General features: G+C 68.8%; 24 protein-coding genes. 8 read left to right on the forward strand and 16 right to left on the reverse strand.

All coding sequences use genetic code 11. The features are described 5' to 3' along the window. The first annotated feature begins 199 nt into the window (after positions 1–199). From WT60_RS26165 to WT60_RS26180, 4 genes are all read left to right on the forward strand, one after another. Entirely contained in the window at positions 200–1,048 is an 849-nt protein-coding gene (locus WT60_RS26165; RefSeq protein ID WP_060356203.1) for a TonB family protein, read from the forward strand. 27 nt (positions 1,049–1,075) lie between these two features. Continuing rightward, the gene (locus tag WT60_RS34745; RefSeq protein WP_082759422.1) at positions 1,076–2,338 is read left to right on the forward strand and encodes a MotA/TolQ/ExbB proton channel family protein; all 1,263 of its coding nucleotides are present in this window, start codon (positions 1,076–1,078) and stop codon (positions 2,336–2,338) included. Between the two features lies 1 nt (position 2,339). Continuing rightward, entirely contained in the window at positions 2,340–2,771 is a 432-nt protein-coding gene (locus WT60_RS26175; protein ID WP_038754753.1) for an ExbD/TolR family protein, read from the forward strand. A 108-nt stretch (positions 2,772–2,879) separates the two neighbouring features. After that, a complete protein-coding gene (locus WT60_RS26180) occupies positions 2,880–3,647 on the forward strand; it encodes an ABC transporter ATP-binding protein (RefSeq protein ID WP_231751972.1) in 768 nt (255 codons plus the stop codon). On the opposite strand, the gene WT60_RS26185 is transcribed toward WT60_RS26180, so the two are convergent. Continuing rightward, positions 3,545–4,132: a hypothetical protein gene (locus WT60_RS26185; RefSeq protein ID WP_222430154.1), complete on the reverse strand. Its 588-nt coding sequence runs from the start codon at positions 4,130–4,132 to the stop codon at positions 3,545–3,547. The two genes, WT60_RS26180 and WT60_RS26185, sit on opposite strands and share 103 nt — an antisense overlap. 166 nt (positions 4,133–4,298) lie before the next feature. Between WT60_RS26185 and WT60_RS26190 the strand changes: the two genes are divergently transcribed. After that, a complete protein-coding gene (locus tag WT60_RS26190) occupies positions 4,299–4,769 on the forward strand; it encodes a DM13 domain-containing protein (RefSeq protein ID WP_038745489.1) in 471 nt (156 codons plus the stop codon). 576 nt (positions 4,770–5,345) lie between these two features. Here WT60_RS26190 and WT60_RS26195 read toward each other — a convergent pair. The 5 genes from WT60_RS26195 to WT60_RS26215 all read right to left on the reverse strand — a co-directional run bounded on the left by WT60_RS26195 (position 5,346) and on the right by WT60_RS26215 (position 11,146). Beyond that, positions 5,346–5,846 (reverse strand): cupin domain-containing protein, encoded by a 501-nt coding sequence (locus tag WT60_RS26195; protein WP_038745513.1) that lies wholly within the window; start codon positions 5,844–5,846, stop codon positions 5,346–5,348. Between the two features lie 324 nt (positions 5,847–6,170). Continuing rightward, entirely contained in the window at positions 6,171–7,142 is a 972-nt protein-coding gene (locus tag WT60_RS26200; protein ID WP_081989418.1) for a phytanoyl-CoA dioxygenase family protein, read from the reverse strand. 633 nt (positions 7,143–7,775) lie between these two features. Then, positions 7,776–8,909, reverse strand: coding sequence for an MFS transporter (locus tag WT60_RS26205; protein ID WP_038745486.1), 1,134 nt, complete (start codon positions 8,907–8,909; stop codon positions 7,776–7,778). A 27-nt stretch (positions 8,910–8,936) separates the two neighbouring features. Further along, complete coding sequence (locus WT60_RS26210) at positions 8,937–9,719, reverse strand: DeoR/GlpR family DNA-binding transcription regulator (protein WP_038745483.1); 783 nt, start codon at positions 9,717–9,719, stop codon at positions 8,937–8,939. A 191-nt stretch (positions 9,720–9,910) separates the two neighbouring features. Next, positions 9,911–11,146 (reverse strand): NADH:flavin oxidoreductase/NADH oxidase family protein, encoded by a 1,236-nt coding sequence (locus WT60_RS26215; protein ID WP_060356201.1) that lies wholly within the window; start codon positions 11,144–11,146, stop codon positions 9,911–9,913. 77 nt (positions 11,147–11,223) lie between these two features. Between WT60_RS26215 and WT60_RS26220 the strand changes: the two genes are divergently transcribed. Then, the gene (locus WT60_RS26220; RefSeq protein ID WP_059670212.1) at positions 11,224–11,682 is read left to right on the forward strand and encodes a MerR family transcriptional regulator; all 459 of its coding nucleotides are present in this window, start codon (positions 11,224–11,226) and stop codon (positions 11,680–11,682) included. A 103-nt stretch (positions 11,683–11,785) separates the two neighbouring features. On the opposite strand, the gene WT60_RS35395 is transcribed toward WT60_RS26220, so the two are convergent. Continuing rightward, positions 11,786–12,088, reverse strand: coding sequence for a hypothetical protein (locus tag WT60_RS35395; RefSeq protein ID WP_236860930.1), 303 nt, complete (start codon positions 12,086–12,088; stop codon positions 11,786–11,788). A gap of 71 nt (positions 12,089–12,159) precedes the next feature. Here WT60_RS35395 and WT60_RS35400 point away from each other — a divergent pair, with 71 nt between their 5' ends. Next, a complete protein-coding gene (locus WT60_RS35400; RefSeq protein WP_236860931.1) occupies positions 12,160–12,465 on the forward strand; it encodes a hypothetical protein in 306 nt (101 codons plus the stop codon). Here the strand turns inward: WT60_RS35400 and WT60_RS26230 are convergent. Genes WT60_RS26230 through WT60_RS26240 form a run of 3 tightly spaced genes read right to left on the reverse strand, consistent with a single transcriptional unit; the run spans position 12,405 to position 14,399 of the window. Next, positions 12,405–13,142, reverse strand: coding sequence for a pirin family protein (locus WT60_RS26230; RefSeq protein ID WP_060356200.1), 738 nt, complete (start codon positions 13,140–13,142; stop codon positions 12,405–12,407). The two genes, WT60_RS35400 and WT60_RS26230, sit on opposite strands and share 61 nt — an antisense overlap. 10 nt (positions 13,143–13,152) lie before the next feature. Beyond that, entirely contained in the window at positions 13,153–14,226 is a 1,074-nt protein-coding gene (locus tag WT60_RS26235; RefSeq protein WP_060356199.1) for an alkene reductase, read from the reverse strand. 47 nt (positions 14,227–14,273) lie between these two features. Beyond that, on the reverse strand, positions 14,274–14,399 hold the full coding sequence (locus WT60_RS26240; protein WP_331458218.1) for a hypothetical protein: 126 nt from the start codon (positions 14,397–14,399) through the stop codon (positions 14,274–14,276). Between the two features lie 149 nt (positions 14,400–14,548). Here WT60_RS26240 and WT60_RS26245 point away from each other — a divergent pair, with 149 nt between their 5' ends. Then, entirely contained in the window at positions 14,549–15,421 is an 873-nt protein-coding gene (locus WT60_RS26245) for a LysR family transcriptional regulator (RefSeq protein WP_186448658.1), read from the forward strand. A 93-nt stretch (positions 15,422–15,514) separates the two neighbouring features. On the opposite strand, the gene WT60_RS26250 is transcribed toward WT60_RS26245, so the two are convergent. The 6 genes from WT60_RS26250 to WT60_RS26280 form a co-directional block, all read right to left on the reverse strand. After that, the gene (locus tag WT60_RS26250) at positions 15,515–15,775 is read right to left on the reverse strand and encodes a hypothetical protein (protein ID WP_060356198.1); all 261 of its coding nucleotides are present in this window, start codon (positions 15,773–15,775) and stop codon (positions 15,515–15,517) included. Continuing rightward, on the reverse strand, positions 15,772–16,203 hold the full coding sequence (locus WT60_RS26255; protein WP_038745466.1) for an acetyltransferase: 432 nt from the start codon (positions 16,201–16,203) through the stop codon (positions 15,772–15,774). Before WT60_RS26255 ends, WT60_RS26250 begins: the two co-directional genes overlap by 4 nt. 493 nt (positions 16,204–16,696) lie before the next feature. Next, positions 16,697–17,044 carry a hypothetical protein gene (locus WT60_RS26260; RefSeq protein WP_038745463.1) on the reverse strand — a complete coding sequence of 116 codons (348 nt, stop codon included), beginning with the start codon at positions 17,042–17,044 and terminating at the stop codon, positions 16,697–16,699. A 13-nt stretch (positions 17,045–17,057) separates the two neighbouring features. Then, entirely contained in the window at positions 17,058–19,034 is a 1,977-nt protein-coding gene (locus tag WT60_RS26265; RefSeq protein ID WP_060356197.1) for a carboxypeptidase regulatory-like domain-containing protein, read from the reverse strand. Positions 19,035–19,119: 85 nt separating this feature from the next. Further along, complete coding sequence (locus WT60_RS26270; RefSeq protein WP_038745505.1) at positions 19,120–20,022, reverse strand: metal-dependent hydrolase; 903 nt, start codon at positions 20,020–20,022, stop codon at positions 19,120–19,122. A 313-nt stretch (positions 20,023–20,335) separates the two neighbouring features. Then, on the reverse strand, positions 20,336–21,223 hold the full coding sequence (locus WT60_RS26280) for a M24 family metallopeptidase (protein ID WP_038745457.1): 888 nt from the start codon (positions 21,221–21,223) through the stop codon (positions 20,336–20,338). Positions 21,224–21,566 lie beyond the last annotated feature (343 nt).

Consider the following 21,566-nt stretch of genomic DNA (forward strand, 5'->3'; position numbering starts at 1 on the left):
GTTGCCTGCGCCGCCGCTGTTGCCCTCGCGGCGCGGGCGGGGGCGCGAGCGGGCGCGTGAGCGGAGGCGGGCGCGCGCCGGCCCATGCGCACGCGTTCGCGCGGGCGTGCGCCGCTTCGTCGTCCCGGCGCGCGGGGGCGTTCGTCGTCGTCGCGGACGACGGCCCGCCCAGCGCGGCGCATTTCCAACGGAGCCCATCGTGACGATTTCCGTGCAGACCGCTTTTTTTCCCGACATCGCGCGGCCGCAGGACGAAGCGGCGTCGTTCGCGCCGATTCCCGCGCGGCGCGGCGCGCATGCGGGCACGGCCGTGTCGGTCGCGCTGCACGGCGCGGCGCTCGCCGCGCTGTGGGCGCTTCACGCGCATGCGCCGCAGCCGCCCGCGCGCGAGCGCGCGATCGAGCTGACGATCGCGCAGCCCGCGCCGGCGCGCACGCTCGTCGCGCCGCAGCCGGCGCCGGCGCCCGTGCATGCGTCGCGCGAACCGGCGAACGCGCCCGTGAAGCGCGCCGCGCCGCCGCCCGTGCGCCGCAGCGAGCCGGCGCGGCCTGCGGCTCCCCGTTCCGCCGAGCCGGCCGCGCGCCCCGCGCCGCCGGCGAACGCGCCCGCCGCGACGGCTGCCGCGACGCCCGCCGCAGCGGCCGCGCAGCCTGCACCGGCCGCACAAGCCACGTCCGCGCTGCCTCCGCCCGCGCCGAGCGCCGCATCGACGCCCGCCGCATCGCGGCCGTCGCCGGCCGTCGTCGGGATGTCGGGCATCCCGAGCGATTACGCGGCGAAGGTGCTCGAGCGGATCGACCGCTACGCGGCCGACAGCTATCCGCGCGCCGCGCGGCTGCGCCGCGACGAAGGGCGCGTCGGCTACCGGCTCACGCTCGATCCGGACGGCCGCGTGCAGCACGTCGAAATCGTCTCGTCCGGCAACGGCGAGCTCGACGCGGCCGCGCGCGAAGCGATCCGCGCGGCCGCGCCGTTTCCGAAGCCGCCGGATCTCGGCGCGAGCGCGTACCGGCTCGCGGGCGCGATCGTCTACCAATTGACCGACTGACGCCGTCTTTTTTCTCAGGAGAACCGCATGAATTCCGCCCACGTCGCCGCCCATTTGTCGCCGCTGCAGCTATTCGAGCAGGCGGACTGGCTCGTCAAGAGCATCATGGCGCTGCTCGCGCTCGCGTCGGTGGCGAGCTGGGCCGTCATCGCCGACAAGCTGCTGCGCTTTCGCACGCTTGAACGCCGCGCCGCGCGCTGGCTCGCGCTGCTGCGCGAGCCGCGGCCGCTGCCCGCGCTCGCGCAGGCGCTCGGCGCGCACGCCGGCGATCCGTTCGCGCGCGTGTATCGCGCGATCGCGGCCGAGTGGCGCGAAAGCTGGCGGCAAGGGCTCGAGCAGCGCGAAGCCGGGCGCGACAGCCTGAAGGAGCGGCTCGCGCGCGTCGGCGCGATCGCGCGCGGCGTCGAGATCGAGCAGTTGCAGCGCGGCTTGCCGGTGCTCGCGACGGTCGGCTCGGTCGCGCCGTTCGTCGGGCTGTTCGGCACCGTCTGGGGGATCATCAATGCGTTCCAGGGGATCGCCGCGACCAACGACACGAGCCTTGCCGTCGTCGCGCCGGGGATTGCCGAGGCGCTGTTCGCAACCGCGCTCGGGCTGGTCGCCGCGATTCCGGCCGTCGTCGCGTACAACCGCGCGTCGGGCGATTTGAACGCGTACGCGAACCGGCTCGACACGCTCGCGGGGCTCGTCGAAGTGCAGTTGTCGCGGCAGCTCGATGCGGGCGATCCGGTCGTCGACGCGGACGGCGGCGCCGGCCGTGACGCGCAGCGCGTCAGCGGCCGCGACGGGAGCGCGGCGCACGGCGATGGCGCGCGGCCGGCGGTCGCTGGGGTAGCGGTGGCGGCGGTCGCGGCGAACACGGCGAACACCGCGAACACGGCGAACACGGCGAACACGGCGAACACGGCGAACACGGCGAACACGGCGAATACGGCGAATACGGCGAATACGGCGAATACGGCGAATACGGCGAATACGGCAAATACGGCAAATACGGCAAATACGGCAAATACGGCAAATACGGCAAATACGGCAAATACGCCGGCCCCAATTGCGCCGGCGGCGGCAATCGGCCGTACCGCGGCGGCCGCACCGGCCGCCGCGAGCATCGCTGTCGTGTCGACGCGAGCGGGGGAGCGCGACGCGTCGTCGGCGCTTGCGCGTTCGACCACGCGCACGTCGTCGGCGGCGGCGACGACCGCGACGGCGACGGCGGTCGAGCCGCGCGACGCGGCCGGCCTCGTGCCCGTTGCCGCAGGCATCGCGGGCGTCGCGACGGGAGGGGCGTGAGATGGGCGCGAAGATCGGAACGACATCGGCCGCGCGCGCGGCGGCCGCGCCCGTCAGCGACATCAACGTGACGCCGCTCGTCGACGTGATGCTCGTGCTGCTGATCGTCTTCATGGTCGCCGCGCCGCTGATGGCGCAGGGCGTGAAGGTGGACTTGCCGCAGGCGAAGGCGGGCGCGCTCACCGAGGACAAGCCGCCGATCGCGGTGAGCTTCGCGCGCGACGGCAAGGTGTTCGTCGGCACGACCGAGGTCGCCGCCGCGCAGCTCGTGCCAGCGCTCGCGCGCGAGGCGGCGGGCGACGCCGCGCGGCGGATCGAGATCCGCGGCGACAAGGCGCTGCCGTACGGCCGCATGATCGAGGCGATGGGCGAGATCAGCGCGGCCGGCTACACGAAGATCGCGCTCGTGTCCGAGCCCGCGCCCGCGCGATGACGGCGTCGCGGCGCGGTCCGGCCGGCGTTCGTTTTTTTTGACCGGAGAACGGAGATGAATCGATTGACGCCCGCCGTCGCGTTTCGCGGCGTCGGCAAGACGTTCGACATGGGCGGACGCGCCTACGAAGCGATCCGCGGCTTCTCGCTCGACATCGCGGCGGGCGAGCTCGTCGCGATCGTCGGCGCGAGCGGCTGCGGGAAGTCGACGCTGCTGCGCCTGCTCGTCGGCCTCGACACCGAGTTCGACGGCGAAATCCGCGTCGACGGCGAGCCGATCGCGGGCATCGGCGCCGAGCGCGGAATCGTGTTTCAGGAGCACCGGCTGTTTCCGTGGTTGACGGTGGCGCGCAACGTCGCGCTCGGCGTCGCCGCGCAGGCGCTGCCGGGCGACGAGGCGGCGCGGCGTGTCGCCGACGCGATCCGGCTCGTCGGCCTTGACGGCTTCGACGACGCGTTGCCGCATCAACTGTCGGGCGGCATGGCGCAGCGGGTCGCGATCGCGCGCGGGCTCGTCGCCCGCCCGCGAATCCTGATGCTCGACGAGCCGTTCGGCGCGCTCGACGCGCTCACGCGCCATCAGCTTCAGGACGAGCTGCTGCGGATACGCGAACGCGAGCGGATCACGACGCTGTTCGTCACGCACGACGTCGACGAGGCGGTGGTTCTCGCGGATCGCGTCGTCGTGATGCGGCCGCGGCCCGGGCGGATCGGACAGGTCGTCGAGATCGCGCTGCCGCGGCCGCGCGATCGCGGCAGCTACGACTTCCACCGCTATCGCGAGCGGCTCACCGAATCGCTGCTGAGCGACGGCGTCGAGGTAGGCGACTTGCGCGCGGCGGCGCATGCGTTCGAGCTCGATCGGATCGCGTGGTAGCGGGGCGGCTGCGGCGCGCGTTCGGCGCGCATGCGTTCCGTGAGGATGCGTTCCGTGAGGATGCGTCGAGGTTCGCGGCGCGACGGCGCGCCGTGACGTGCCGGGACGCGCGGCCGCGAATCCCTCGTATATCCCTCGTATATCCCGGGAATCCCGAGAATCCCGAGAATCCCGAGAATCCCGAGAATCCCGAGAATCCCGAGAATCCCGAGAATCCCGAGAATCCCGAGAATCCCGAGAATCCCGAGAATCCCGAGAATCCCGAGAATCCCGAGAATCCCGAGAATCCCGAGAATCCCGAGAATCCCGAGAATCCCGAGAATCCCGAGAATCCCGAGAATCCCGAGAATCCCGAGAATCCCGAGAATCCCGAGAATCCCGAGAATCCCGAGAATCCCGAGAATCCCGAGAATCCCGAGAATCCCGAGAATCCCGAGAATCCCGAGAATCCCGAGAATCCTCGCCGACTTCGTCAGGCTCTCCAAGTTCCCCGAGTCCGATCGGCCGGTCGCGACTTCCGTCCCGCGACCGCTTGCCGCACGTCGAACATGGCCGCCCGGCTGTCATATTTCGCCCGCCGCGCCGACTGTCGTCATGCCGGGCCCGTTCGCGGGCAACGGCGCATCGATTCGACTACGGAGGACGGAAGCTATGAAGAAAGAAGGGATCTGGATCGGCTCGCACGTGATCGCGTTCGTATTGGGCTTCGCGCTCGGCGTGTATTCGCTGCCGCTCCTGACGGCCGAAGCCGGCGCGAGCGAAACCGAGCTGCGCCCGATCACCGGACGCGCGCTTTACACGGGCCGCTTCGAGCGCGGCCTGACGGGCGGCGATCCGCTGCACTGGACGGACGGCAAGCTGTCCGTCACGCGCACGGCGCTCGCGTTCGAGGGGCGCGTCGCGCCGGGCCCGGACTACAAGATCTACCTTGCGCCCGAATTCGTCGCGTCGAAGCAGGCGTTTCTCGCGATGAAATCGCGCGCGCTGCGGGTCGGCGAGCTGAAGACGTTCGGCGACTTCGTCGCGCCGCTCGCGGAGGGCGTCGACGTCGACGCGTATACGACCGTCGTGATCTGGTGCGAGCGGTTCTCGCAGTTCATCGGGGCGGCGCGGTATCGGTGATGCGTGCCGGTCGGGCGCCGTCGGATCGGCGCGCGGCGAAATCGCGGCGGAATACGGATTGGGCGAGTCGATATCCTAAGAGCGCGAGAGCGCAAGAGCGCAAGAGCGCAAGAGCGCAAGTGCGCAAGTGCGCAAGTGCGCAAGTGCGCAAGTGCGCAAGTGCGGAAGTGCGCAAGTGCGGAAGTGCGGAAGTGCGCAAGTGCGGAAGTGCGGAAGTGCGGAAGTGCGGAAGCGCCGGTCCGCGCTGCCTTGCCCCGTCGACGGCTTGCGCCGGATCGGCGGAGCCGGGCGCTCTGCGCGCATCGAGCCTCTTTTCTCGCCGTTCAGCGTGCGCACGCTTCAATGCGCCGCTCGGCGCGAGTTTCGGGGGCTCGGGGGCACGCACCTCGGCGGGCCGCGCCGTCGCCGGTCACGCTCGCCGTGCTGCCCGATTGCGATGCCGGATGCCGGCGGGCGCCATCCCCGTCGCTTGTCGTCGGCGGCGGCCGATCGTCGGTCGCTGCTCGCTGCTCGCGGCTCGTCGCGCCGCCGCCGCCGCCGCCGGGCAACCGGCGAAGCGCGGCGCCGAACGAACCGTCAGCCATCGCCGTCGCGCGGCGCGGGCTTGCCGTCGTGCGGCCCGAGCGGCCGCGCGGGCCAATCGATCCAGCGGTCCGCGCGCGTCGCCTCGTACGCCTTGTTGCGCGGATAGCGAATGCGATTCTCGGCTTTCGGCCTTTCGCCGACGACGAGCAGCCGAACCTCGGCGTCCGTGTCGTTGATGAACGTGTGGCAAAGTCCGGTGCCGGCCGGGAACCCGACGGCGTCGCCGGGCGCGAGGCGGTGCAGGTGTCCGTCGAGCCAGACGTCCGGCGTGCCTTCCAGGACGAACACGAATTCCTCTTCCGCGCTTTCCGCGTGCGGATACGACGTGCGGCGGCCGGGCGGCAGCCGGCAATGATGAATGCCGATCCGCGTGATGCCGAGCTTCGCCGCGAGCGGCGCGCCGATCGCGAGCAGTTCGGTGTCGCCGCGATAGTGCGCGTCGTCTTCGTCCTCGAGTTCGGTCCAATGGCGGATGCAGTCCGGGCGGGTCAACATGGAAGGCTCCTTGTGAACGTGCGCCATCACACCATGCCGCGCCTGCCTTGTCCACGCTCGCGCGGCGGCGGTTCGGCGCGGCCACGCCGTTTGGATCGAAAGCGCTCGTCGGGCGGGCAAGAGCGTAACGCGGCTGCTCGAGTCCGTCGGCAGCATCGACCGAACTTGGCCGTGGCGAGCGGGGTGCTGCCGTCGTCGGCCGAATGTGCTCCCGATGAAGCCGATACCCGCCGAGTGCCGGCTCGACGGGCGCCGATCGACGATTTGCTCCGGCATGTTTCCCCGCTCCGTAGCGAACCTAGTTCGACCGGCGACGCACGCTTAACGCGTCAGCGCGGACTTGATCGAACGCCAGAGCGAGCGGCGAGCGGGAGACGATGACCGAAGATCGTAGTACATGCTCGAATAGTGTAGCTGGCCACGCTGGACGACGGCGTCGTGGCAGGGGGCGTGATCGAAGTACCGTGGCCTTGCCGAGGCCGGGCAGAAATGTCCGACGAGGCTTTGGCGAGTCAGCGCCGGATCGACGACGGGCGAGCCGCCGTGCGCGAGATCGGCATGCCACACGAGGATGTCGCCCTTCTTCGCGAGGAAGCGTTCGACGCCTCGCTCGCTACTGGCGGCGGAGCTGCGTAGCCAGTCGGACCATTGCTCGTGAACATCCCAGCCGTCCAGGGCGGCGTCGAAGTGCTTGCGTCCCTCGCCGAACGGCCAATCGGGCAGGCGGTGGCTGCCGGGCGCGTACATCAGTTCGCCCGAGCCTTCCTTGATGTCCTCGAGCGCGATCCAGCATGCGGCGAGTTCCATCGGGCGGTCGACGACGACATAGGCGGTGTCGCGGTGCAGGCCCTGCTGCGAACCTTGGTCGAAGCTGAGGCTTTGGAAGAGGAGCGGCGCTTCGCCGAAGATGGCCTTCAGGAAAGTGATCAGCCGCGGCGACGAAAAGAGGTCCAGCGCCTCGCTCATTGCGCCGTAGCAGTCCACGACGCGCGTGCCGAGGCGGTTCACGGGTTCGTCGAGCTTGCGCGTGTCACGCGAGCCGTGCTTTTGGTAGAACAGCTCCGGATTTCCTTCCCGGAACGAAAGGTCGATTTGCGCCTGGAACGCATCCACTGCGCTCGGATCGGCGCCGCCTTCCAGCACGATGAAGCCGTCGCGGACAAAATCCGTAATGAGACGAGCAAGCTCCGGAACAGGCACTCTTGATTTCAATTGCTCCTGCCAGTCGGTGCGGTCGATCCACATACCGCCGAAGTTGGAATGGTTGTCGACATGGCCCGAAGTTGTGATCATCGTTGGTCTCCAAGGGACGATTTTGGTCTGAATTGGGCGCGGCAAATAATGCGATGTATCGCGACATTTTGCTTACGCACAAATATCAATAATATTACATTCGCTGAGAGTGCGAATTACGGGAACGAGCGGGGATGTTTAGTCCAATTGGCTGCGACGCGGGATTGATCGCGTGATCGTGGCCGCAGAAAAGACCGTCCCAAACGGACTTGGGGAATCGAAATGACGAGAGGCGCGAAGCCAGGCGCTGTGCCGTTGCTGCCGTGAAGCGTAAGGAGCGGCATCGGACCGCGTGAATGAGCGCCGTGACAAGAAGCGCCGGCAATCCGCCCGAGCTTCGTTCGCGAAAGGCGAAGACTTTGCCGTATCGCGGGTGTGCGACTTGCCAATGCGTCGGCTCAGTCGGCGGTCGAGCGGTGGACGCGACACGAAGCCGATCCGCCCGACCGAGTTCGCTGGCCGCTCCGGCGCTTCTCCACGGTTTTCGCGCGCGGTAGATCCGCGCACGCTCAGTGAGGAACATGGCACACGTCGCTCGCCACGGCGAGGAGCGATGCGGCGAGCCAAATTGTCCCGAGCGCGACTACCGTGCGAAACGTCGCGCGCAGGGCCGCGTTGCTTCGGGCGCGGTCGCTACCGCTTCCCCGTCACGAGCCGGGCGCAGCACGGAACGAGGCACAGCAGGACGGCCAGCATCCAGAACGCGCTTTCGAGGCCGACGCTCCGGGCGACGAAGCCCATGCCGGCCGGGCCGACCAGATGGCCTCCGTAACCGGTGATCGTGATGACCGTGACGGCCAGCGCGGAAGGCATCGCCCGCTGCGCGCCCGCACGGCGAAACAGCACGGGCACGATGTTCGACGCGCCCAGGCCGATGAACGCAAAGCCGGCCATCGCGACGCCCGCAATCGGCGCGGTCAGCAGAATCACGAACCCGGCGACTGCGAGAAGTCCGCCCCAGAACATCGTCGGCCGATCGCCAATGCGCGTCGCGATCGCATCTCCGCCGAACCGGCCGGCGGTCATCGCGATCGAGAACAGCACATAGCCCAATCCGCCCTGGGCCGCGACGACGAGCCCCTTGTCCGTGATGAGCAACGCGCTCCAGTCGAGCAGCGCGCCTTCGGCGAGAAACGTGATCGCGGCGAGGAGCGCGAGGAGCGGAACCACGCCGCGCGGCATCACGAACCGCGGCCGCTCGCCGGCCTGCGCGCCTTGCAGCAGTCTGGGGCTCGCGAAGAGGATCGCGGCGAGCATCGGCATTGCGCACAGCAAGGTGCTGGCGAACGTGCCGATGCGCATCGAGAGCAGGAACGTCATGATGCTGGAGCCGGCGGCGCCGCCGACGCTGAAGAGCGCGTGAAATCCGGACATCAGCGGCCGCGCGGCGGCGCGCTCGACTTCGACCGCATGGACGTTCATCGCCACGTCGAGCGAGCCGAGCGCCGCGCCGAACGCGAACAGCGCGACGCCGAGCGTGATCGGCCCGCTCGCGACGGTCAGCAGCGGCAGGATCGCGGCGAGCGCGACTCCGCCCGCGACGATGATCGGCTTGCTGCCGTATCGCGTGCTGAACGGGCCGGTGAGCAGCATCGAGGCCACCGAGCCGAGGCCGACGCAGAGCAGCAGCGCGCCGAGAGCGCCGTCGTTCACGCCGAGCCGCTGTTTCGCGAACGGCACGAGGGGCGCCCAGCACGCGAGCCCGAAGCCCGCCGCGAGAAAGGCGAGACGGGTGGCAAGCCGGGTAGCCGGCCGGTCGGCGGACATATCGATCGACTCCACGAAGAACGGGCGTTACGGCCGCACGGGCGGCTGCGCCTGCAACACCGACGCACCGGCTTTCGACAGCAACGCGCATTCGGCGCGCGGCAGATCGTGCTCGACGACGATGCAGCCGATCTCGTCGATCGTCGCGACACGGTGCGGCGCGCGCGCGGCGAGCTTGTCGGCCGTCGCGAGGACGACGCGGCGCTCGCTCGCGGCGACGACGGCGCGCTTGAACGCCGCATCGGCGATGCCGAATGCGCTGAGGCCGCCTTTGGGCGACAGCGCGCAAGCGCCGAGAAAGGCGTGATCGACGTTCATCCGGCTGACGCTCTGAACGGCGGCCGCGTCGACGCATCCGCCGACCGCCGGATCGACCGCGCCGCCGATCATGATCAGGTTCAGATCGGAGCGCCGCAGCACGGCGGCGGCGATGTCGATCGAGTTGGTGGCGACCGTGAGCTCGGCGTCTTCGGGCAGGAACTCGACCAGCGCGAGATTGGTGCTGCCGCTGTCGAGAAACAGCAGTTCGCCGCGCCGGATCAGCGGCGCGGCCGCGCGGGCCAGCGCCTCCTTGCGTTCGCGCGCGGCGTCGATCCTGGCCGCCATCGGCGCGGACGCCGGCGTGACGGGCAGCGCGCCGCCATAGACCCGGCGGCAGCGGCCTTCGGCGGCCAGCGCGCGAAGGTCGCGGCGTATCGCGTCTTCGGAAACGTCGAATTCGGCGGCGAGCGCCGCGGCCTGGACCGGCTGCCCAAGGGCCAGCCGGCTTGCGATGGTGTCGCGTCGCGCGAGGGGAAGTGCGTCGGTCATGCACGCAGTATAACGTGCATAAATAAGAATTGAAACGTGCAAAAACGTGCATTTCGGAATGAGCGGGCGCCGCCGCCGTCGCGCGCCGGCGTTCGGCCGGACGCGCGGCGGCGCGAATTCCCGTGGCTGCACTTCGATCCGGCGCCCGCTGCAGGCGAGCGCGGAATGCCCGCCGCCGCAACGGCGCCTGGCTAACGCGCCGCCCGCGCGGCCGTCCAGCGCCGGTAACGCCGCGTCTGGCAGGACGTGGACAACTGCTGCAGGAGCAGCGCTCTCAGCGGCGAGACGCGCGGATTCGTCACACGCCCCTCACTGAGCCGCTTCAGCTGAAACTTGACGACCGCCATGTTGGCGAGCGAGCCCAGCACCTTGTTCTTCCAGACGATCGGGCGCAGCGCCGGCGCATTGTTTCCGCCCGCCAGCCAGTCGCGCGGCAGGTTCGGATCGACGGACAGCGCGGTGGCGATGCCGACCATCGCGACGCCGCTGTCGACGACCTGCTCGGCGACCGCGCGGCGGCGAATGCCGCCCGTGACCATCAACGGCATGCGCGCGGCCGCAGCGATGTCGCGAGCGAATTCGAGGAAATAGGCTTCGCGGGCGAGCGTGCGGCCGTCGCGCGCTTGTCCCTGCATCGCCGGGGCCTCGTAGCTTCCGCCAGACAGTTCGACCAGATCGACGCCGAGCGGATTGAGCATCTCGACCACGCGCTTCGCGTCGTCGGAGCTGAAGCCGCCGCGCTGGAAATCGGCGGAGTTCAGCTTGACGGACACCGCGAACCCGGGCGACACCGCGTCGCGCACGGCGCGGACGATGTCGAGCAGCAGGCGGGCGCGGTTCTCGATGCTGCCGCCCCACCGGTCCTGGCGGCGGTTCGTGATCGGCGACAGGAACTGGCTCAGCAGGTAGCCGTGCGCGGCATGAATCTGCACGCCGGTAAAGCCGCTTCGTTCCGCCAGCCGCGCGGCCTGCACGAAGCTGCGCTGCACGCCGGCGATGTCGTCGTCCGTCATTTCCCGCGGCACCGGAAACTGCTTGGACAGCGCGCCGAGCGCCAACGGCACCGCGGACGGCGCGAGCGTGGTCTGGCCGAGCGCGGCGGCCATCTGGCGGCCGGGGTGGTTGATCTGCATCCAGATGTGCGCGCCGTGGGCGCGCGCGACTTCCGCCCAGCGCCGGAAGCGGTCGAGGTGGGCGTCGTCCTCCAGCACCACGCCGTTCGGGCCCGTCACCGCGCGGTGATCCACCATGACGTTGCCGGTCAGGATCAGGCCGGCCTTGCCCTTCGCCCATGCGTCGTACAGGCGCAAGAGCGCGTCGGACGGCGCGTGGTCCGCATCCGCCATGTTTTCTTCCATGGCCGCTTTGGCGAGACGGTTCGGAATCACCGCGCCGTTGGGGAGAACGAGGGGAGTGAAGAGCTTCATGGGGAGCACCCGCGGTTGACGACATCGTGACCTTAAGCTTAAAGTCAACTTCAATGTCAAGTGCCGGGAGGGCGCGAATGAAGATCGGCGAGCTCGCGCAGTTGAGCGGCGTGACGGCGTCGCGCATCCGGTTCTACGAGGCGAGCGGCTTGCTGCAGCCTGCGCAGCGGCAGGCGAACGGCTATCGGGAGTATGCGCCGGACGCGTTGACGCGGCTGGAGATCATCGTCGGCGCGCAATGCGCGGGTTTCTCGCTCGACGAAATCCGGGCGATTCTGCCGCCGGATCTGGACAAGTGGCCTCGCGAGGAACTGCTGCAGGCGCTGCGGCGCAAGATCGACGAAATCGAGCTGCTGGAGCGGCGTCTCGCGAGCAGCAAGCGCCAGCTTGTCGCGCTCGCCGACGAGATCGATCACAAGGCGGACGGCGAGGATTGCGCGGGCAGGGCGAAGCGCGTGCTGGACAAGATGAATCGACGGGCCGCCGAGCAATCGCCGGTGGAGCTTCGCAGCCGTCCGAAGAGAAGGCGCGCTTGACCGGCGGGGTCGCCGCACCCGCTGCACCCGCCGTGCTCGCCGCACCCGCCGCGCCCGCCGCACCCGCCGCACCCGCCGCGCCACGAACGACGATCCGAATCCCTCATGCGGAAGCCAGCGGCGCTTCCGTCACGACTTGCGCGATTTGGCTTCCTTCCGGCGTGGTCCAGTTGCCCGAGGGTTGCCTGACGATCCGGCTCGGGCCGGCGAGCGCGACGCCGTGACCTTGCGTGCGGCGCCGGACCATGCCGTCGACGATCTTGCCGGGCGGGCCGTCCGCATCGGCGACGGCGGGCACGCCGCAGCCTTCGCGCACGACGCTCAGCGCCGGGAGCGCCGGGAGCACTGTGCACACGTCGTTGGTGACGCCGGCGACGATGAACTTGGTGCGCCCGGTCGCCTTCACGGCCGCCGCGAAGCGTTCGTCGCCCATCGCGGCGACGATGCCGGCGAGCGCGGATTCGCGCCGCGTACCCGGTGGGCGGGATCGATCCGGGTTCGTTCAACGGCAGCGCCTGCGCATGTCCCTCCATGCCGGAGGTCGGCGCGGCCGGCATGCTCGGGATGCGCGCGGTCTTCGCCGGCATCGGCGAGGTGCGCTTCATGTCGCTGAACGGCATGGACTTGACTCAGCCCATGGCGCCGATCCGATGGTCGATCAGCGCAAGCGCGGCGTGCTCGCCATCGAATCGCTCGCAGCCCATGTTGAAACGCCGTTGCGCTCAGGTTGACGCGGCGTGCAGCGGCGAGCCGGCGAAAAGCATGACCTTGGCGCCGCCGTGACGCGCCTGGAGCAGGATCGCGCGAAGCGCGTCCGCGGCCGGAAAGACGGGAAGCCTGAGATCGCCGAGATCGAAGTCCCGGCCGTCGACCGTCGTCGCGCCGACAATCGGCATGACGAACGCGCAATGGCCCGCCGCGACGGGCACCGCGAGCTCCGTGCCTTCGCCCAGCGAAATGTCGAGCATCGTCACGTCGGTGGGGGCGGCGAGCGGCGAGCGCGCGCCGGCGAAGCTGCCCGCCGGCACGCGCACCTCGACGCCCGGCAGCGACACGACCGGCACGTCCTGCGGTTCGAGACTCAGCGCGAACGGCGCGATCCGCCGCCGCTCGCGGGCGAGGTCGACGAAGATCCGCAGCGAATGGACGGTCTTGCCGGCCTCCGCCGGGACTTCCTCGTGCACGATGCCACTGCCGGCCGCTGTCCAGTGCAGGCCGCCCGGCCGGATCAGGTTGCGGGTGCCGAGGGAATCGCGGTTGTCGATGCCCGTTTCGGAATCCGGAAACAGGTAGGACACCGCCGAGAAACCGGCATGGGGATGAGGCGGGAAAGTCGGCGCGCTCATCCATGCGTGGTCGACGCAGAGGAACGGATCGATCTGCGCGGCGACGCCCCGCAGGCCGTAGGCCCGGAAGTGGCCGCCGTGGTTCGCGCGCTGCGGCGGAGCAAGGATGGGCATGACGAGGGCCTCATGCGCCGCCGGCTGCGTTCAGGCTCGGATAGTCGGTATAGCCCTGCGCGGCGCCGCCGAAGAACGAGTTGCGGTCCGCCGCGTTCATCTGCGCGTTGGCCTTCAGCCGCGCGACGAAATCCGGATTCGCGAGCACCATCTGGCCGTAGGCTTCCAGATCGGCCAATCCGGACGCGACGTCGGCGCCGATCAGCTCGCGCGGGCGGCCCGGCCGATTCAGGATCAGCGTGCGTTGCCAGCGCGCGCGGAGGTCGGCGAGCAGCGGTTCGTCGCCCTGATGCATCACATGCAGGTACGCGAGGCCCAGCTCGTCGAGCTCGGCGACCAGGTGGCGGTAGAGCGCCGGCCCTTCGTCGCCTTCGTCGATACCCCACAGCGTCGTGCTGGGCGACAGGCGGATCGCCGTGCGGTCCGCGCCGATTTCGTCGGCGATCGCGGCGGCCACCTCGATGGCGAAGCGCGCGCGGTTCTCGATCGAGCCGCCGTATTCGTCGGTGCGCGTGTTCGCGCTCGGCGCGAGGAACTGCTGGATCAGGTAGGCGTTCGCGCCGTGGATTTCGACGCCGTGCGCGCCGGCCTCGATCGCGCGGCGGGCCGCGTGGCGGAATTCGTCGACAGTCCGGCGCACTTCGTCCGTGCCCAGCGCGCGCGGCACGGGAATGTCCTGCATGCCGGCAGCCGTGAACATCGGCGCGCCCGGCGCGATGGCCGAAGGCGCGACGCCCGGGCGGTGATGCGGCGTGTTGTCGGGGTGCGACATGCGCCCGGCATGCATGAGCTGGATGAAGAGATGGCTGCCCTTCGCGCGCACGGCCGACGCGATTCGCCTCCAGCCGGCGACGTGCGCATCCGTATAGATGCCCGGCGTGGCGAGGTAGCCCTGGCCGTCGTCCGAAGGCTGGGTGCCTTCGGTGACGATCAGCCCGACGCTCGCGCGCTGTGCGTAATACTCGGCGGCCAGGTCGGACGGCGTGCCGTCGAACAGCGCGCGGCTGCGGGTCATCGGCGCCATGGCCAGGCGGTTTTGCAGCGTATATCGGCCGACGCGGACGGAATCGAACAGGGTGCTCATGATGAAATCCTTGATTGGGGGAAGGGAGAAAAGAAGGGCGTCCGCCGTTACGGCGCCGCATGACGCGCGCCCGTCCGGGCGAGCAGCGCGTTCGGCGCGGCGGCGAACCCGCGGATGCGCTCGTCGGTCAGCCCCGGCGACGGCAGAATGGCGCGCCGCTTGCCGTCGAACATCGCGCCGCCGTGGCCTTCGATGTCCGGCGCGGCTTGTCATGCTTCATGACGGCTTCCTTCGAGTTCCGACGGCGGCATCATCGCCCGCTTCCCGTTCGGGATAAATATGGTAATTTGGATATCATTGATCCATTCATGGAGCAGTTGGCGTGGAGCTGCTGAACGACATGGCGTTGTTCGTCGAGGTCGTCAAGGCGAAGGGCTTTCGCAGCGCCGCGGACGCGATGGGGATGCCGAACTCGACGCTGTCGCGGCGGATCAGCGGGCTGGAGAAGGCGATCGGGCTGCGCCTGCTGCATCGCACGACGCGCAAGATCGAATTGACCGAAGCCGGACAGATCTATTTCGAGCGATGCAAGCGCATCGTCGACGAAGCGCGCCTCGCGCACGAGCAGCTCGGCGAAATGCTCGCGCAGCCGAGCGGCGTGCTGCGCGCGTCGCTGCCGGTGGATTTCGCCGTGACCTACCTGGCGCCGCTGATCGCCGAGTTCGCCGCCCTCTATCCGGGCATCACGTTCGATTTCGATCTGACGCCCAGGCGCGTCGATCTCGTCAGCGAGCCCTTCGACGTGGCGATCCGCATGGGGGAATCCGAAAGCTCGCAGCTCATTGCGCGCCCGCTGGCGTCGCTCACGCCGCATCTCTATGCGTCGCCGGGCTACCTCGAACGATCGGGCGAACCGGCAAAGCCCGCCGATCTGGCGCGGCACGAGTGCCTGGGCATCCTGAGAGCGGCCTCGTGGACGCTGCGCGACGGACGCCGAGAGACGACGGTTTCGGTGGGCGGGCGCTTCACGCTGAACAGCGTCGGGATGATCCGCCGCCTGGCGACGCTCGACATGGGCATCGTCCTGATGCCGGAGGAAGTCGTCGCCGACGAGCTGGCGAGCGGGAAACTGCGCCGGATCATGCCCGGATGGCACGGCGTGCCGATGCCCGTCTATGCGATCACCGAGACTCGTCTGCTGCCCGCGAAGACACAGCGGTTCATCGAGTTTCTCCGCGAGCGGCTGGGGCGGTAGCGTGCGGTGCGTGCAGGTCCGGCCGTCGGCGCGCTGCGCGCGCCGGGCGCGGCTTGCCGACGTCGGCCCGTGGGGCCCGGGAAAACGCGGCGATCAGTGCTGCGGCACGAGCATGCGCGACAGCCATTCGCCCCGGTCGCCCTTGGTTTCGGTCGATATGGCCGCGCCGAAAATGCCGCGCGCCGGATCGTCGTGCGGGTGAGCGCGCCGCCATCCCGGATCGAAGCGGCTGGCATGACCGTCCGGCCATTGGGCGACGAGCGCGCCTTCGGCATCGATTCCGGCCGTCGGAGGGCGCGGCTTGGCGATGGGCCGGAGCGCACGTCGCGGCAGATGCCCGACCGCGCGAATCAATACGCCATGTGAATCAACGGAAACGGTCTGCCGGCCGAATCGGTTTCCGAGCGCCCGACGTCCTTGAATCCGTATCGGCGATAGAAGCCGTGGGCCAGCGGATTCTGTTCGTTGACGTCGACGCTCAGGCGAGGATGCTCGGCCCTGACATGGTCGAGCAGGCGCGTCCCGACACCCTGGCCGACCAGGTCCGGATCGACGAACAGCATTTCGATTCGCGCGCCGTTCGCGCCGACGAAGCCGGCAATGCGGCCGTCGATGGCTTCGTCGATCCATACGGTGACGTTCGGCAGGTAAGTGTTCCGGACTTGCGGATATAACTCCCGGATGTCCTGTTCGCTCAGGAAGGTATGCGTCGCGCGCACCGAACGGTGCCAGATTTCCGCGAGTACGGGATTGTCCGTGGAAAATCGACTGCGAATGCTCATGGCGATAGAAAGTAATTGATTGATGGCCGGTTATTTTAAGGATTTATGCATGCGTGTATATAGGAAATAAGGAAATAGCGTCAAGACGGGAGCCATTCCCCATGCGTTGCCCGGTCATTCAGTCGGCCCGGATTAATCGAGTCGGCCAATCGGGCGACGCAGCGGGTGATGATCGATATCGGGAAAATGCATGATCTCGATTCATATCGGTCGACGTCGCTTATTGTGGCGCAGCGCGAATTCGCATTTCAAATCGTGGACGAGCGAGATGCAAGCGTGCCTGCCATATGCGACATGGCCGACTTTTCGTCATGGAATTTCGGCTATCGCCACGAACGATTCATTTGCAACGGGAGCCTCGGCGCAGCGCCCGTCGGCGATCCGATCGAAACGGAAAAGGCGCGACGCGGCAGGCGCGGCGGCCGGGGCGCGAGCGAAATCCCTCGGGCCGGTCCCGCACGTGCGGCGGACCGGCGCTTCGCCTACCTGCCGTTCATGCGTCTTGCGGCACGTGCCGCCGCACGCACAGCCGCGCAACGATCATCACGACGATCCACGTGACGCCGAACGACGCGAGCATGAACCCGGCATCCACGCTCACGCCGTCGAATAGCCGGCGCGCATAGATCGGCAGCGGCGCGCGATAGGCGTCGTACGACGGGGCGATCCCGGCCGCGGCGATCGCGCACGCGATCGCGTAGCGAAGACGATTGCCGATACGTGCGCGCGCGATGCGCGCGAACCCGCGCGCGAGAGCGATGAACGGCAGCCCGTAGACGGCCAGCAGCGGCGCCATCAGCACCGTAATGAGCAGATACAGCAGGAAAGTTTGCATGTCCATGGCGGGTATTCGCTTAGTGTGTCGAACGATCGGCGCGCGAGGCGACGAGCTGGACGGGGCCGGCCTGAATCGCGCCGGCGCGATTCGATCCGGCGCGGGCGAGCATTGCGCGGCTTCCCGCCGCTCGGCTCGACGCTTGCCGATCGGCCGGCAAGCGATCTGACGCGTCGCCGGCAGCGGCCGCCGCCGTGCTTGCCGTACCGCCCGCCGCCGCGCCGCCACGCTCGCCGTCCGGATACAGACAGATGAACGACGCGCGCGCGCCTTCGATCCCGTACGCGGGCAGATTCGACGAACTCGAGCACACCGCGCCGTCCTGCGTGAACGACATGTCGCGCAGCCACGTGACGCGCGTCGGCAGCGGATACGTGACGAAGGTCCGGGTGGACGGCGCGAAGCGGAAGATCCGATCGGACATGTTCGACGTGATCCACACGTCGCCCGTCTTCGGATTCACGTTCAGCGCATACGGCACTTCGTATTCGTTGTGCGCGAGAAGCGGCAGCTTGTAGGTTTCGAAGCGATGCGTGCGCGGATCGAATTTCATCAGCCCGCCGTCGTCGAACGCCGGAATCCACAGGTTGCCCTGCGGATCGAAGCGCAGCCGTCGCGGGCCGCTGAGCGGCGTGTCGAATTCGGTGACGTCGAGCGTCGCCGGATCGATGCGGCCGATCTTGTTCGCATAGAGCTTCGCGTACCAGATCGAGCCGTCGAGCGGATTCACGTCGATGCCGTACGGGAACGGGAACGCGTCGCGGCCCTGGAATGCCCACTTGTGATGCGTGAGCGCGAGGTGCAGGTTCTGCCCCGGGAACCACGCGGCCATCTTCACGACGAGCGGAAACAGATAGTGCGACACCGCGCGCCAGAACCCGCCGTCGGGCAGATGGATGATCGTGAACGTCTCGGTCTTAGGATCGAAGCGCGCGACTTCGTTCGATGCGACGATCGTGAACCAGACGATGCCCGCGCGGTCGATGCGGAGCGTGTGCGGATACAGATGCGAGTGGCCGAGCGGGTAGAGCTTGAAGCGCTTCGTCGCCGGATCGAACGACGCGAGCGTCGACGACAGCGCGTTCGTGATCCAGAACCGGCCGTCGGCCCCCTGCGCGAGGCTGTGCGGCCCGTGCTTGCCGCTGAACACGCCGATCGGCAGCTGCACGCCCGAGAATATGCCGCCCACCGGCAGATCGACGTCGGGCTCCTTCCATTCGCTGAGCTTGCCGCTCTTGCGGTCGAGCTCCCAGATCTTGTCGTGGCCTTCGTCGGCGCCGTACAGATGATCGTCGGAGCCGACGTCCGCGTCGTGGATGAACGTGAGGCCGTCGCCTGCCGCCCATTCCCGGATCTTCGCGGGCGCGAGCTGATCGTCATACAGGTATTTCTCGACCGCCGCGACCGCGCGGCCGTCCATTCCCTCGTGCAGCGCATGCGTGATGTCCCGCGCCTGATTGTTCGTGAGGAGCGCCGCGTAGCCCTCCATCCGGCGCACCGTCGCGCCCCACGCGGCCTCGTCGCGCGGCGTGCGCGTGAGCGCATTGCCGACCTGGTGGCAGTAGTTGCACTGGCTGATGAACGCGGTCCGCGAGTCCTGGCTGGGCCACGACAGCGCGCTCAGATGCGCGGACGCGGGCAGGCTCGCGGACAGCTCGTCGGCCACCGTCTGCCGCTCGAGCGAGAAGTCGAGCGTCTTGCGCGCGCCGGACGCAAGCGCGAGGCTCTGCGCCGCATCCTTGAAGTACGGCGTGCGGGCGCGTACGCGCAGCTCGCCCGCGAAGTCGACGGCGATGCCGTAGTGGCCGTTGCGGTCGGTGTAGACGGTGTCGCGGCGCGTCTGCGCCGCGTCGAACACGGTGACCATCGCGCCCGGCAGCGGCTTGCCGTCCGACGAGACGGTGCCCGTCAGCGTGCCCGCCGCGGCGCCGAGGCTCACGGCCTGCACGCCGAGCAGCAACAGCGGCGCAACCCGTTTCAAGCGAATGTCGATCATGGGTAATGTGGTGTAGGCAAAGAAAATCGATGAATGGGTGGAACCGCGCGGGCGGCGGCGAACGAGGCGGGCGATCGAGGGGCGCTCAAGTCGTCTTTTTCGCGCCCCAGTTGCCGCCGTGCGCGGCCGCCTGCGTGGCGGGCGAGCGCGCGAGATAGTCGAGCGCGAGCTCGGTCGAGCCTTCGCCGTGCGGCGTGTACGCGGGGTTGAAGTAGCGCAGCGCGGCGCCGATCGTCTTCCAGAACGACGGCAGGTGCGCGCGCCGCGAGCCGCGCTTCCACGCGCGCACGAAACCGGGATAGCGGCCGGCCTGCGGATCGCGCGTGTACATGAACTTCGAGCCCATCGACACGAACAGGATCAGCAGCGCGATCGCGAGCAGCATGTGGAACGCGCGGCCGAAGTAGCCGCCGCCCATGTAGCGATGCAGGTCGAACGCGACGGTGCCGTGCTCGACTTCCTCCGCGCCGTGCCAGCGCAACAGGTCGAGCATCGCCGGATCGGCCTGCGCTTCGTCGAGCTCGCGCGCGTTCAGCACCCAGCGGCCGAGGTACGCGAAGAAATGCTCGAGCGCGGCGATGATGCCGAGCTGCTGGCGCAGCCAGAAGCGCGTGCCGCCGATCTTCAGGCCGAGCGGCGTCTCGCCGAGCACCTTGCTGAAGAGCCAGGTCAGGCGTTTCGTGTACGGCTGCGTGTCGACGCCGTGCCGCGCGTAGCACTGCTTCGCAACCGCGTGATGCGAGCGCGAATGCACCGCCTCCTGGCGCAGGAAGCCGTCGGCGTCCGCGTGCAGCGCCGGGTCGTCGATGAGCGGCAGCGCCTTGTTGTACACGCGGCAGAACCACAGCTCGCCTTCCGGGAACAGCAGGTTCAGCGTGTCGATGATGTGCGTGCTCTCGGGGTCGCCCGGAATCCACTGAAGCGGCGTCGCGCTGAAATCGAACTTGACGTGACGCGCCTTGATCTGATGGTGCTTGCCGACTGCCATGTGTGCCTCCCTGTGGTTTGAATTCATCGGACGGCGTGCGGCCGTCCCGTATCGCGTGTGGCTGGAGAATGCGGGGCCGCGCGGGCGCGGCGGCCGGCGCCGCGCGGGGCGTCGAGGCGTCGCGTGGCCGGATGCGGCCGTCGCGCGCGCCGCCGCGGCGTCCGCGTCGTTCGCGGCATCGGCGTGGCGTTCGCGGCGCCCGGCGGCATCCGCGACGTCCGCGGCGCGGATCGTCTTCGTCGTGTTCGCCGCGTGTCGCATGACGCGTTCCATCGCGCGTTCCTCGCGCATCCGCTCATGCCGCTCATGCCGCTCATGCTGCGTACTCGAGCGCGGCATGAGCGGCCGTTTGCCGGCGCCGCCAGCGGCGCACGTGCGGCAGATCGTCGTCGAGCCAGTACGCATCGTCGGCGGTGACGACGAGCAGCTCCTCGAACTTCGCGCCGACGCCCGCGAACCCGAGATGCGGTTCGACCGCCCAGAGTCCGGGCGTCGGCGCGTGCTCGGAGCGGCGCTCGGCCGACCAGAGCGGCGACCAGCCTTGCGCGCGGCCCGCGCGCATCTGCTTCGCGACGAGGTTCAGCGCGAAGTCGACGCCGAAGCGCGCGACGAAGCGCGGCTTGCCGCCGGTGGCGATCCGCTCGATCCGGTGCGCGAGCACGTGAAACGGATACGCCTTGTGGCGCGGCTCGACGCCCTGGCGGCGGCAGAGCGCGTCGACTTCGCGCGCGACGTCGGCGAGCGTGCGGCGCGCGTTGACGAGCGTCACGATCAGCTCGCGATGCGCGATCAGATCGTCCTGGATCTGCGCGAGAATCGGGTTCTCGCCAAGGCAGGTCGTGTAGCCGACGTCCGCGACGAAGCCGTCGACGACGGGCGCGATGTCGAGGATCACCGGCATGCCCGGCTCGAGGCGGCGATCGCTCGGGAAGAACGCCGGATTGAAGCCCGCGAGGTGCGTGAGGCCGGAGAAGCCCGCGAATGCGGTGCGTTCGCCGAACCACGCGAACGGCTTGTGCCCCCAGTTGCGCACGCCGTGGTCCTGTGCCCATTCGGTCAGGAGGCGCACCGCGGTTCTCTCGGTGATGCCGGGGTAGAGCATGCCGCCGACGGTTTCGACGCAGCGATACGCGAGCTGCTGCAGCGCGCGGAACGATTCGAGCTCGTCCGCGCGGACTTCGGGCAGCGGGTGGTCGGCCATGATCGATTGCCTCCTAGTCGACGCCGGTTCGCATCGGCGACGCCGTCGCGGCGTCCGCCGGGATTCACCGGCAACCATTACATTGAACGATGTAACGATGATAATCGCTTGATCGGCGAGCACCAGCCGTTTCGCGTGGGGATTTCCCCTGATGCGGCGATGGGAATATCCGGGGCTTTGGAAATGCCGGAGAAGAGGGCGTGTCGCGCGCTGTTTGATTGCCGGTCGGAAAGCAATATGGGTAGGGCGTTCAGACGAATCGTCATGGTTCGATTTCGAACGGATTCGGTGAAGTGCGACGGATGGTCGCGGAAATGGCGGTGAAACTCTTTTTCTGAATGCT

This window comes from Burkholderia sp. MSMB617WGS, from assembly GCF_001532025.2.
In the GTDB taxonomy this organism is placed as follows: Bacteria; Pseudomonadota; Gammaproteobacteria; order Burkholderiales; family Burkholderiaceae; genus Burkholderia; species Burkholderia savannae.

Excerpts from the sequence above, each read along its gene's own strand:
- WT60_RS34745 (WP_082759422.1), top strand. The coding sequence starts at position 1,076 with ATGAATTCCGCCCACGTCGCCGCCCATTTGTCGCCGCTGCAGCTATTC.
- WT60_RS26175 (WP_038754753.1), top strand. The coding sequence starts at position 2,340 with ATGGGCGCGAAGATCGGAACGACATCGGCCGCGCGCGCGGCGGCCGCG.
- WT60_RS26180 (WP_231751972.1), top strand. The coding sequence starts at position 2,880 with ATGGGCGGACGCGCCTACGAAGCGATCCGCGGCTTCTCGCTCGACATC.
- WT60_RS26190 (WP_038745489.1), top strand. The coding sequence starts at position 4,299 with ATGAAGAAAGAAGGGATCTGGATCGGCTCGCACGTGATCGCGTTCGTA.
- WT60_RS26200 (WP_081989418.1), bottom strand. The coding sequence starts at position 7,142 with ATGATCACAACTTCGGGCCATGTCGACAACCATTCCAACTTCGGCGGT.
- WT60_RS26205 (WP_038745486.1), bottom strand. The coding sequence starts at position 8,909 with ATGTCCGCCGACCGGCCGGCTACCCGGCTTGCCACCCGTCTCGCCTTT.
- WT60_RS26210 (WP_038745483.1), bottom strand. The coding sequence starts at position 9,719 with ATGACCGACGCACTTCCCCTCGCGCGACGCGACACCATCGCAAGCCGG.
- WT60_RS26215 (WP_060356201.1), bottom strand. The coding sequence starts at position 11,146 with ATGAAGCTCTTCACTCCCCTCGTTCTCCCCAACGGCGCGGTGATTCCG.
- WT60_RS26220 (WP_059670212.1), top strand. The coding sequence starts at position 11,224 with ATGAAGATCGGCGAGCTCGCGCAGTTGAGCGGCGTGACGGCGTCGCGC.
- WT60_RS26230 (WP_060356200.1), bottom strand. The coding sequence starts at position 13,142 with ATGCCCATCCTTGCTCCGCCGCAGCGCGCGAACCACGGCGGCCACTTC.
- WT60_RS26235 (WP_060356199.1), bottom strand. The coding sequence starts at position 14,226 with ATGAGCACCCTGTTCGATTCCGTCCGCGTCGGCCGATATACGCTGCAA.
- WT60_RS26240 (WP_331458218.1), bottom strand. The coding sequence starts at position 14,399 with ATGTTCGACGGCAAGCGGCGCGCCATTCTGCCGTCGCCGGGGCTGACC.
- WT60_RS26255 (WP_038745466.1), bottom strand. The coding sequence starts at position 16,203 with ATGAGCATTCGCAGTCGATTTTCCACGGACAATCCCGTACTCGCGGAA.
- WT60_RS26260 (WP_038745463.1), bottom strand. The coding sequence starts at position 17,044 with ATGGACATGCAAACTTTCCTGCTGTATCTGCTCATTACGGTGCTGATG.
- WT60_RS26265 (WP_060356197.1), bottom strand. The coding sequence starts at position 19,034 with ATGATCGACATTCGCTTGAAACGGGTTGCGCCGCTGTTGCTGCTCGGC.
- WT60_RS26270 (WP_038745505.1), bottom strand. The coding sequence starts at position 20,022 with ATGGCAGTCGGCAAGCACCATCAGATCAAGGCGCGTCACGTCAAGTTC.
- WT60_RS26280 (WP_038745457.1), bottom strand. The coding sequence starts at position 21,223 with ATGGCCGACCACCCGCTGCCCGAAGTCCGCGCGGACGAGCTCGAATCG.